An 11,537-nucleotide genomic window follows, 5' to 3' on the forward strand; every position below is an offset into this window, starting at 1 on the left:
GTGGGTATGAATTCGGTGGTCATCATTGGTGCCGGTCCGGCCGGGATTCGTGCAGCACAAACCCTGGTCGCCCACGGCGTGCGTCCGGTTCTGCTGGACGAAGCAGCACACGGGGGCGGGCAGATTTATCGGCGCCAACCGGCAAACTTCAAGCGCTCGCCGGTCAAGCTGTATGGCTTCGAAGCCGGCAAGGCCAACGCGCTGCATCGGACGATTGACGCGCTGCGCGAGCAACTCGATTACCGTCCCGAGACGTTGGTGTGGAACGCCGAGGATGGCGCGCTCGACACCTTGCATGAAGGCCGCGCCGCGCGTTTGGCGTTCTCCCGTGTGATTGTCGCCACGGGCGCCACCGACCGGATTCTGCCGGTGCCAGGCTGGACCCTTCCGGGGGTTTACAGCCTCGGCGCAGCGCAGATCGCCCTCAAGTTTCAAGGCTGCGCCATCGGTGAACGCGTGGTGTTCGCCGGCAGTGGGCCGTTGCTGTACCTGGTGGCATATCAATACGCCAAGGCCGGCGCCAAGGTGGTCGCGGTGCTCGACAGCTCGCCTTTCAGCGCTCAGGCCCGCGCCCTGTCCGGTCTGCTCTCGCAGCCGGCCACCCTGGCCAAAGGCATTTATTACCGCAGTTGGCTGACCGCACACGGCATCCCGGTACATCAGGGCGTCAGCCTCACAGGCATCAACGGCGAACAACGTGTGCAATCGCTGACCTGGCGCAACGCCAAAGGCAATCAACAACTCGATTGCGACGCCGTCGCCTTCGCCCACGGCCTGCGCAGTGAAACCCAACTCGCCGACCTGCTCGGCTGTGAATTCGCCTGGAACCCGCTCAACCGCGCCTGGCTGCCGCAACGTGACAGCGCCGGTCGCAGCAGTGTCGCCGAGGTTTACCTGGCCGGTGACGGCGCCGGCATCATGGGCGCCGACGCGGCGGAAATGGCCGGTGAACGCGCGGCCCTGGCGTTGCTCGAAGACATCGGTTACCTGATCCCGCCGCAACGTGGGGCGCAATTGGAGCAAGCGCTGGGACGGATCGATACCTTCCGCCAAGGCCTGGAACGGGCCTTCATCTTTCCCGAACATTGGGCCGCCGAGGCCCCGAATGACGTGATGATCTGCCGCTGCGAAGAAGTGCGCGCCGGCGACATCCGCCAGGTTGTGCGCGAGGGTCATTGGGAGATCAACCGGGTCAAGGCGCATTGCCGGATCGGCATGGGCCGCTGCCAGGGACGGATGTGCGGCGCCGCCGCAGCGGAAATCATTGCCTGCGAAAGCCAGCGCGCCATCTCCGACATTGGTCGCCTGAGGGCTCAGGCCCCCATCAAACCCCTGCCGTTTGGTCTGGAGGTCGAGTCATGATCGAAGTCGATGCCGTCATCATTGGCGGCGGAATTGTCGGCGCCTCCGCCGCGCTATTTCTGAGCAAGGCCGGGCGTCGCGTGGCGCTGCTGGAGCGGGACTTCTGTGGCTCGCATTCCAGCGGCGTGAACTACGGCGGCGTGCGGCGCCAGGGGCGACCACTCTCGCAACTGCCACTGTCGCAGCGGGCCCACGACATCTGGGGACAACTGCCACAGCTGATTGGCATCGACGGTGAGTATCAGCGCAGCGGCCACCTGAAACTGGCCCGCAGCCTCAACGATTTGCACGCCTTGCAAGACTACGCCGCCAGCAGTCGGGGCTTTGGCCTCGACTTGCAGGTACTCGATCGCAGTGAATTACGCGCACGTTTTCCGTGGGTCGGCGAGGTGGCGGTCGGTGCCTCGTTTTGCCCCGATGACGGTCACGCCAACCCACGACTGGTGTCCCCGGCGTTTGCCCGGGCGGCGCGGCGACATGGCGCGCAGGTCCATGAACAATGCGCGGTGACGGCGGTGGAACACGACGGCCAACGCTTTCGCATCAGCACGCAAACCGGTCTGGAGCTGCAGGCACCCTGGCTGCTGAATTGCGCCGGAGCCTGGGCCGGCACCCTGGCAGAACAGTTCGGTGAGAAAGTGCCGATGCACGCCGGGCACCCGGCGATGCTGGTCACCGAACCGTTGCCGCTGGTGATGAATGCCAGCACCGGGGTCGAGGGCGGCGGTATCTATGCCCGTCAGGTCGCTCGCGGCAATTGCGTGTTGGGTGGCGGTCAGGGTTTTGCCCTCGACGGCGCCCGCGCCCGGCCGGGCCAGAACGCCGTGATCGAGATCCTGCGTCAGGCCGTCGAGCTTTATCCGTTTCTTGAAGGCGCCCAGGCGATTCGCACCTGGAGCGGCACCGAAGGTTACCTGCCCGATCGCCAACCGGTGATCGGCCACAGCGGCACTCAACCCGGTCTGTTACACGCATTCGGCTTTGCTGGTGCAGGCTTTCAGATCGGTCCCGCGGTGGGCCAGGCGCTCACCGAAATCATCTGCAGCGGCGCTTCAAAAACGTCGCTGGATGCGTTTTCCATCACCCGGTTTCACTCCATCTCCGTTGCTTGATAGAGGAAGGTCGCGCTAATGAATAACGTCAAACGCACTGCACTGCTCGGTATCTCCTGCTTGGGCGCCCTGCTCGCCGCCACCCAGGCCCAGGCCGAACCGACGCTTTACCTGGGCATGAACGGCGGGACCATGGAGCGGCTCTATGCCGACAAGGTGCTACCGGTTTTCGAGAAGGCCAACAACGTCAAAGTGGTGATCGTGCCCGGCACCTCCGCCGACATTCTGGCCAAGGTCCAGGCCAGCAAAGGCAACCCGCAGATGCACGTGATGTTCCTCGACGACGGCATCATGTACCGCGCCATCGCCATGGGGCTGTGCGACAAACTTGAAGACAGCGCACCGCTGGCGCAGATTCCGGCCAAGGGTCGCATCAAGGATCAAGCGGTGGCGGTCAGCCTCGGCGTGACCGGGCTGGCGTACAACACGCGGCTGTTCAAGGAGAAAGGCTGGACCGCACCGACCTCGTGGATGGACATGGCCGACCCGCGCTTCAAGGACAAACTGGTGTTCCAGTCAATGGCCTCCTCGACCTTTGGCCTGCACGGTTTTTTGATGTTCAACCGGATTCAGGGCGGCAGCGAAACCGACGTCGAACCAGGCTTCAAGGCGTGGCCGAACACCGTCGGGCGCAACGTGCTGGAGTACATTCCGAGCTCGGCGAAGATTTCCGAAATGCTTCAGACCGACGAAGCCGCGTTGTTCCCGTTGACGCCGACCCAGGTCACCGCGCTGAAACTCAAGGGCATGCCGGTGGAGTATGCGCAGCCGAAGGAAGGCGCCGTGGTGCTCAACGTGGCCGAATGTGCCATCGCCAACAACACTCAGCCGGAATTGGCACAAAAACTCGCCGCTTTCTTGCTGACGCCTGAAGCCCAGGCCGCCGCGCTTGAAGACGGTGACCAGATCCCGTCCAACCCGAATACCCCGACCACCGACAAGACTCGTGGCCAGGTCGAAGCGATGAAACAGTACCTGACCACTGCCATTGCGATCGATTGGGATCAGGTCAACGAACAGCGCCCAGCGTGGAATGCGCGGTGGAATCGCAGTATCGAGCGCTAACCCGAGGCAACACAGCAAACCTTGTGGGAGTGGGCTTGCCCGCGAATGCGTAAGGTCAGGCAACCGAATGGTGAATGACACACCGCTATCGCGAGCAAGCCCGCTCCCACATTGGATCGGTGTACAACACAACTTCAGTGTGTGAGCGAGCCTGCTCGCCATAGCGGTTTAACAGCCACCCCACATTTGCCGGTATCATGTCGCCCGCTTCCGGGCCTGCGCGCCCTCCTCTCGATCAATAGTGAATCTGTTCATGGATACCCTTGCCCAACTACGCGCCGGCCAACTGTCGGGCATTACCCGTCTGGACCTCAGCGGCGGCCTGACGGAGTTTCCGAGGGAAATCTTCGACCTGGCGGACTCGCTGGAAGTCCTCGACCTCAGCGGCAATGCCTTGAGCAGCCTGCCGGACGACTTGCACCGCCTGACCCGTTTGCGCGTGTTGTTCTGCTCGGACAATCTGTTCACCGAACTGCCCGACTGCCTGGGCCAATGCGCCGCACTGACGATGGTCGGCTTCAAGGGCAATCGTATCGAGCGCGTGCCAGGCGCGGCCCTGCCACCGTTGCTGCGCTGGCTGATCCTGACCGATAACTGCATCACTGAGCTGCCGGCCGAACTGGGTGAACGCCCGCACCTGCAAAAACTCATGCTTGCCGGCAACCGCTTGCAAGGTTTGCCACAGAGCTTGCGGCATTGCCATCGACTCGAACTGATCCGCATCGCCGCCAATCAGTTGAGCGAGTTGCCCGAGTGGTTGCTGACCCTGCCCAGCCTGAGCTGGTTGGCGTACGCCGGTAACCCGCTGGAGACCGAAGCCGATGCGGCGGCCCTCGAAGCCACACCCCGCATTCCGTGGTCTGAACTGAGTCTGGAGCAGCAACTGGGCGAAGGCGCGTCAGGGGTTATTTATCGGGCTGTTTGGAATCGACCGAACCACCCGGCCACAGCGGTCGCCGTCAAGCTCTACAAAGGCGAAATGACCAGCGATGGCTCGCCGTTACACGAGATGAACGCCTGCATCACCGCCGGTAGTCACCCCAACCTGATCCGGGTTAAAGGCCGCATCGTCGGGCATCCGGAAGCCCAGGCCGGGCTGGTGATGCAATTGATCGATCCGAGCTATCGCAATCTGGCCGGCCTGCCGAGCCTGGCGTCATGCACCCGCGACGTTTACGCCAACGACACCCGGCTCAGTGCTGGCGTAGCATTGCGCATCGCCTCTGGCATCGCCTCGGCAGCCGAACATTTGCACCAGCATGGCATCACCCACGGCGACCTCTACGGCCACAACATTTTGTGGAACGAGCACGGTGATTGCCTGTTGGGGGATTTTGGCGCCGCGTCTTTCCATGCCATCTCGGACAGCCTTGAAAGCCGTGCGCTGCAACGGATAGAAGTGCGAGCGTTCGGGATTTTGCTGGGGGAATTGCTGGAGCGGATCGACTCGGGATTGAGCGATGAAGGTCGTGTGCATCTGGAGCAATTGCAGCAGCGCTGCTGTCAGCCGCAGGTGCTGGAGCGACCGGGGTTCGCGGAGATTGTACGAGTACTGGAAAATCGGTGACCGCTGCGCGGTCATTCGCGAGCAAGCCCGCTCCCACATTAGATCGCGTCCTTACAGACAACTCGGTCAATTGTGGGAGTGAGCCTGCTCGCGATAGCGGTATCACTGAAAAATCAAATTACCCCGCCAACCCGACAAACATGTCCTGCACGTCATCGTGGTTATCAAGGCCTTCAAGGAAGGCCTCGACTTCAGCCATCTGCTCATCGCTCAGACCGCTGACCGGGTTTTTCGGCTGATAGCCCAGCTTGGCCGACAACACGGTGAACCCTTGCTCGGGCAGGGCTTTCTGCACGGCGTCCAGGTCCGCAGGCTCGGTCAGGAACAGGGTCGTGCCCTCTTCGTCACCCGCCTCGAAATCCTGGGCGCCGGCTTCGATGGCGGCCATTTCCGGATCGGCGTCCGGGCTGTCCGGGGACGCCTCGATCATGCCGACATGGTTGAAGTCCCACGCTACCGAACCGGAAGCGCCCAATTGGCCCTTGCGGAACGCAACGCGGATTTCAGCGACGGTGCGGTTGATGTTGTCGGTCACGCATTCAACGATCAGTGGCACCTGATGCGGTGCGAAGCCTTCATAGGTCACGCGATGGTACTGCACGGTTTCACCCAGCAGGCCCGCGCCTTTCTTGATCGCGCGATCCAGGGTTTCCTTGGGCATCGAGGCTTTCTTGGCCTGTTCAACCACCAGCCGCAGATGTGCGTTGGTCGCGACATCGGCACCGTTACGCGCAGCGATGGTGATTTCTTTTACCAGTTTGCCGAAGATCTTGCCCTTGGCGTTAGATGCCGCTTCTTTGTGTTTAACCTTCCACTGTGCGCCCATTACTCACTCTCTTGATCTGTGGCGCCGAGACATCTATTGGCCGACGCATGGGCGCAAGTTTATACGCCCTAAAGTTGGCAATCGACCAAAAAATCCACCCTGTTAACCCGCATGACCCATCGACATCTTCACCGTCAGTTGTAGGGCGATTCTGAAACTTAGATTTGCGGTGACTATAAAGGGCTATGGTTTCGTACCCTCTGCGCCCGAATTCCATGGCAGAAGCGCGTTCGATGCACAACGACAAGGAAAGCCCCTTCACCCTGACACTTCTCGACGGCGATTTGAGTTTGCAGGTGTTGCAGTTCAGTGGCCGAGAAGCCCTCAACCAGCCCTATCGATTCGACATCGAAGTGATCGGCCTCGCGCCGGCCATGAACCTCGACCGATTGCTGCAACAACCGGTGTTCCTCAGCCTGATGGAGGGCCAGGGTCTTCATGGCGTACTTCACAGTGCCAGTCGCGAACATCGCGGCCCACACCGGATCGGCTACAAACTGGTGCTCGTGCCCTACATTCAATGGCTCGACCGGCAGCGTTCACGCCGGGTCTTTCATCACCTCAGCGTACCGATGATCCTGCGCCAACTGCTGGAGGAACATGATGTGCCCGAGGCGAGCTATCGCTTCGAATTATCCAGCGGACACTATCCCGTCCGGCCTTTTTGCATTCAGTACGAGGAGAGCGACCTGGCATTACAGCAACGGCTGTGCGAAGAAGAAGGCATTCACTATCACTTCGAACATCAGCGCGAAGGGCATGTGCTGGTCCTGGCAGATGACAGCCTGAGCTTCCCCCAGGACCCCGTCCTTACGCCATTCCAGGGCAACGCGCCCGAAGACCGTGACGGGCCGACGATCAGTGAGTTGTTCCAGCGCCATGACTCGCCGCCCATTCCCTCACGACTGGAGGCCAGGAATCGTGGCTCGCAAAAACCCGACGATGGCGCGGCCAACCACGCGCTCAGCAAACCCTTACCGGTCATGGTCCGCCCCGCGCCCGAGCACATCCATCACGATCAGTTGAGCCGACGACAACTGGAACGTCTGCGTTGCCAGTACCTGCAGATCCACGGTCAAAGCAACCAGAGCGCACTGCGCAGCGCACGGATCGTGCAAGTGTCGGAACATCCACTGGCGAATTTCAACGATCAATGGCTGCTCACCGAAACCCGACATCAAGGGCAACAACCTTCGATTCTTGCCACCGACAAACCGGTCACTGTCGTTCATTACCGCAATCAGTTCACCGCCATTCCCTGGTCAACGGTATTCAGGCCGGCACTCAAACAGACCAGGCCGAGCATCCCGGGTTACCAGCCCGCCCGGGTACTGGGCCCTGCCGGGCAACCGCCGGCGCTGGATGATCGAGGTCGAATACAAGTCAGGCTGTGGCCAACCGCGCAAGCGGATCCGCTTGAATCTGTGGGTATCTGGTTACCGGTGGCCTTTGCAACGCCGGACGGTCGGATTGATGCGACCAGCCTGCCAAAGGCCGGCAGCGACGTCCTGATCAGTTTTCTCGACAGTGACCCGGACCGGCCGGTGCTGTGTATCGGCATGGGCCATCATCCGCGCACCCGGCCTGATCCCGAGCCACGCCGCGATAGCGATTTGCTGCTCGATTGGCTGGTCAATCGCTCGGACCCATCGCCCTGACTCAGCCCTTGTCGGCCTTGCCTGCCGCCGCCGCGAATTTCGCCAGACGCACATCCAGATGCCGCGGCCGATGCCCATGATCTTCGGCGCGCTCCTTGCGGCGGATGGCGTTGCGCACCATCAATGAGCCGAGGTAACGAATCGGTTCCGGCGGAAACAAGCCCAACGGGCCGTTGACCAGAGGCGAACGGGTCCAGGCATTGTCCAGCCCTTGAACCATCGAGGCGAGAATCTGCCCGCCCATATGACACGGGCCAACCCCGCTGCCGGAGTATCCGAAACCATAAAACACGTTGCCGCTGGCGCTCATCTGACCGAAAAACGGCAAACCGGTGACCGAGCGATCAGACGGACCGTTCCAGGTCGCCTCGACCTTGACCTGGGCAAACGCCGGAAAGAACTCGCCCAGGCTGTGTTGCAACAAACCGGCATAGGGCGATGGCTGATCGAACACCGGCAACATTCGCCCGCCGTAAGCAAAGGTATTGCCGCCCTTGCCGAGCATGATTCGGCCGTCCGGGGTGTTGTGGTAGTAGTGCACGAAAATCCGCGAATCGAGCACGGTGACGCCGCTGGTCAAACCGATTTCGGCAAGCAGATCGGGGCGCGGTTCGGTGATCAGCATGTCGCTGGAAACAATCGCCACACTGCGCTCGAACTGTGGAAACGCCCGGGCCATCCAGGCGTTCATCGCCAGCACCACGCGATCCGCGCGAATGGTGCCGTTCGAGGTTTGTACCAACGCAGGCTTGCCCTCCTGCAACCCCGTCATGGCGGTATGCTCGTGAATCTTCACCCCCAGTTGCAAGGCGACCCGGCGCAAGCCGCGCACCAGTTTGCCCGGTTGCACGCTGGCCGCCGCCGGGGAAAACCAGCCTTCCAGATGTTTGCTGGAACCGGCCATGCGTTGCACGTCGGCCACCGGTCGTTGGCTGAAAGAGTTGATGCCATTGCGCTCCAACGCTGCGATCACAGCATCGGTCGAGCCGCATTGAGCGCGGTTGGTGGCGGTATAGAGCGTACCGTCGAGGCGGTAATCGGCGTCCACCGCGTACTGCTCGCAAAAGGCGCCGATGGCATGAATGCTGCGCTCCGATTCCTTGACCAGCCGCACGGCTTCTTCGACGCCGAACAGCCGTTCAAGGGTGAAGTACTTGGCCGACCACGACAGTGCACAACCACCGTTGCGACCACTGGCGCCGGCGCCGCAGATATCGGCCTCGATCAACAGCACATCCAGTTCGGGGTTCTGTTGCTTGAGCATGATCGCCGTCCACAACCCGGTGTAGCCACCGCCGACAATGCAGACATCGGCGCGGGTGTCGCCCGCCAAGGGTTCGCATGGCGCGCAGGACTCGGCCGCCAGCGCCTGTTCCAGCCAGAAAGGTCTCATGGGTCAATCCTTAAGTACGCAGAGGTTTTACGCTGATCGGTTGGTCAGGTACGAAAGTGCTTTCGGCACGCAGGCCAGCCGGACGGCTGTTCCAGTGTGGGATCAACACCAGGGCCGAAAACAACGCGCAGCCAGCGAAGACGATGAACACAGTGACCGAGTCGAAGTAGCCCGGCAGCAATCCGCCGAGAATCGCCCCGACCGAGCCGCAACCGTTGACGAAACCGGCCGCTGTGGCGCCCGCCTTGGCGGTGCCGAAATCGATCGCCGCCGCGCCGCTGATCATCGAGTCAGGTCCGTACAGGGTCAGGCCCATGACGAACAGCAGCGCCACCACCAGCATCACGCTGCCGGTATGCAGGGCACCCATGAACAACGCCAGGGTCACGGTCAGCGCCAACAGGCTGAGCACACACGCTGGCATGCGTCGGGCGCCGAACAGTTTGTCCGATGCCAGCCCCAGCAGAATCGGCCCAAGCAACCCGGCCAGTTCAAAGGCAGTCGGAATGATGGCCGCGCCGACCTTGCCCACCGAGGGCATCTGCTCGAAGACGATCACCGGGCCCCAGAGCAGAATCGCGTAGCGTGCCGGTTTCAGCAGAAAGTACGCGAGCCCCAGGACCAGCACGGTGCGGTTGCGCAGGATTTCTTTCAACGGTTCCAGAATGCTGATCCTGCTTTGCGCATCAGCCTCTTGCGCCGTCAGTTGCGGCTCCGGTTCCACCGCTGGCAAGCCAACGTCTTCGGGTTTGTTGCGCTGAAAAATAAAAAACAGCACGGCGACCAGCCCAACCACCGCCGCACTGGAAAAGAACGCCGCATGCCAGGTGCCGATCAGCGTATACGCCCACCAGCCAGCAAACGGCGACGCCACCAACCCACCAAAGGCGTAGCAGGAACTCCACAGCCCCAGCACCCGCCCGCGCTGTTCAGAGGGAAAGAAACTCCCGAGGTTCTTGCACAGCCCGGACCAGCCGGTGGACTGGGCAAACCCTTGAATCAACATGCAGGTAGCGAAGATTGGCAACGTCGCAAAACTGCCCATCACCAAGGCTGCCGCCGCTGAAATAAGCAACCCGCCAAACACTACGACCCTTGGACCAAAGCGGTCGGCCAGGATGCCCCAGGTGAATTGCCCGATGGCGTAAGCCGTGAGGTAGATGGCGTCGAGGTTGGCCATGGCCATTTTGTCGAGCATGAAGGTGGGATCTTCGGCGATCCCCAGTTTTGCCACGGAAAAGGCTTTGCGGGTGAAGTAGAACGCGGCGTAAGCGAGCCAGGTGATCGCGAAGATCTGCACGCGCCAACGCTTGATGGTGCCGATGTGCTTGTTCATGGTGGTTCTGACCTCAGGGTGTGAGTGTGCCGGCAGAAATTGAGAAATAACGCCTGTTTTTTTATTGTTGAGCACTTCGATATCGCAGCTTCCCTGAGGCGATATCGGTCAGATGAGTCCTGCTGTTGCACGCACAGGCTCATGGCCGCCGACGCTGTTCGACTGACCAGTCACCGGGGCTGAGATGGATAAAAACAATTACTGATTAATAAGTGAAATCGATTTATCGTATTTCAAATATAAGCTCAGCTTGTTACTGGAGTTTTCGATGTCGGTTTCCCACGCCCAGCTCAAAGCCTTCCATGCCGTGGCCGTCCACGGAAGCTTTACCAAAGCCGCCGAGCGGCTATTCCTCACGCAACCGGCGATTTCCGACCAAGTGCGCAAGCTCGAAGAGCGTTTCGGTGTGCTGCTGTTCCACCGCAACAAACGCTCGGTGCGCCTGACGGATCTGGGTGAGCGCTTGTTGAGCATTACCCAGCGGCTGTTCGTCATCGAGGCCGAGGCTCAAGAGTTACTTCAGGAATCCCAGGCATTGCAGACGGGCACCCTGATTCTCGCCGTCGATGCGCCGGTGCATGTGCTGCCGCAGATCGCGCGGTTCTGCGAACGCTACCCCGGTATCAGCGTGAAGATCGAAACCGGCAACACCGATGAATCGCTGTTCCGGTTGTTCAATTACCAGGCCGACCTGGCGTTGCTCGGTCGCGATGTCAGTGACGAACGTCTGATCTCGCTGCCGCTGCGCAATGACCCGATGGTGGCGTTCGTTTCGCGCAATCACCCGTGGGCCGGCCGTGAGTCGATTTGCCTCGCGGACCTGGATGACACGCCTTTGGTGCTGCGGGAAATCGGTTCGGTGACGCGCCAGACGCTGGAAGAAGAAATGGCTCAGGCAGGCTTTCGCATTCGCCCGGCAATTCAGGTTGAAGGCCGGGAAGCGGCGCGGGAAGCGGTGGTGGTGGGGATTGGCGTTGGTGTTGTTTCTGCTGCCGAGTTCGGTGCAGATTCCAGGGTTTGCGCGTTGCCGATTACCGACTGCAAACGGCGGTTGACCGAGACACTGGTGTGCTTGCGCGAGCAGAGTTCGCGGCGGGTGGTGGCGACGTTTCTGCAGATGGTTCGCGAAAGCCTCCCCCAATGATCGTTCCCACGCTCTGCGTGGGAATGCAGCCCGGGACGCTCCGCGTCCCAAAGCGGACGCAGAGCGTCCATTGA

The 11,537-nt window shown here is 61.3% G+C and carries 9 protein-coding genes; 6 read left to right on the forward strand and 3 right to left on the reverse strand.

Annotation, left to right across the window (positions count from 1 at the left end):
• Positions 1–6 precede the first annotated feature (6 nt).
• From AC3WP4_RS23580 to AC3WP4_RS23595, 4 genes are all read left to right on the forward strand, one after another.
• Positions 7–1,362, forward strand: a complete 1,356-nt coding sequence (locus tag AC3WP4_RS23580) for an FAD/NAD(P)-dependent oxidoreductase (protein ID WP_102616485.1) — start codon at positions 7–9, stop codon at positions 1,360–1,362.
• Positions 1,359–2,474, forward strand: coding sequence for an NAD(P)/FAD-dependent oxidoreductase (locus AC3WP4_RS23585; RefSeq protein WP_102616486.1), 1,116 nt, complete (start codon positions 1,359–1,361; stop codon positions 2,472–2,474). Before AC3WP4_RS23580 ends, AC3WP4_RS23585 begins: the two co-directional genes overlap by 4 nt.
• An 18-nt stretch (positions 2,475–2,492) precedes the next feature.
• Positions 2,493–3,539 (forward strand): ABC transporter substrate-binding protein, encoded by a 1,047-nt coding sequence (locus AC3WP4_RS23590; protein ID WP_102616487.1) that lies wholly within the window; start codon positions 2,493–2,495, stop codon positions 3,537–3,539.
• Between the two features lie 253 nt (positions 3,540–3,792).
• A complete protein-coding gene (locus AC3WP4_RS23595) occupies positions 3,793–5,106 on the forward strand; it encodes a leucine-rich repeat-containing protein kinase family protein (RefSeq protein ID WP_102616488.1) in 1,314 nt (437 codons plus the stop codon).
• A gap of 118 nt (positions 5,107–5,224) precedes the next feature.
• On the opposite strand, the gene AC3WP4_RS23600 is transcribed toward AC3WP4_RS23595, so the two are convergent.
• Positions 5,225–5,932, reverse strand: a complete 708-nt coding sequence (locus tag AC3WP4_RS23600) for a YebC/PmpR family DNA-binding transcriptional regulator (protein ID WP_074878420.1) — start codon at positions 5,930–5,932, stop codon at positions 5,225–5,227.
• A gap of 233 nt (positions 5,933–6,165) precedes the next feature.
• Here AC3WP4_RS23600 and AC3WP4_RS23605 point away from each other — a divergent pair, with 233 nt between their 5' ends.
• Positions 6,166–7,590 carry a type VI secretion system Vgr family protein gene (locus AC3WP4_RS23605; RefSeq protein ID WP_102616489.1) on the forward strand — a complete coding sequence of 475 codons (1,425 nt, stop codon included), beginning with the start codon at positions 6,166–6,168 and terminating at the stop codon, positions 7,588–7,590.
• Between the two features lies 1 nt (position 7,591).
• On the opposite strand, the gene AC3WP4_RS23610 is transcribed toward AC3WP4_RS23605, so the two are convergent.
• Both AC3WP4_RS23610 and AC3WP4_RS23615 read right to left on the reverse strand, forming a co-directional pair.
• Entirely contained in the window at positions 7,592–8,983 is a 1,392-nt protein-coding gene (locus AC3WP4_RS23610) for an FAD-dependent oxidoreductase (protein WP_074878424.1), read from the reverse strand.
• A gap of 10 nt (positions 8,984–8,993) precedes the next feature.
• Positions 8,994–10,319 (reverse strand): MFS transporter, encoded by a 1,326-nt coding sequence (locus AC3WP4_RS23615; RefSeq protein ID WP_074878426.1) that lies wholly within the window; start codon positions 10,317–10,319, stop codon positions 8,994–8,996.
• A gap of 268 nt (positions 10,320–10,587) precedes the next feature.
• Between AC3WP4_RS23615 and AC3WP4_RS23620 the strand changes: the two genes are divergently transcribed.
• Positions 10,588–11,463 carry a LysR family transcriptional regulator gene (locus AC3WP4_RS23620; RefSeq protein ID WP_074878428.1) on the forward strand — a complete coding sequence of 292 codons (876 nt, stop codon included), beginning with the start codon at positions 10,588–10,590 and terminating at the stop codon, positions 11,461–11,463.
• The last annotated feature ends 74 nt before the right edge of the window (positions 11,464–11,537 follow it).

This window comes from Pseudomonas sp. FW305-20, from assembly GCF_058788075.1.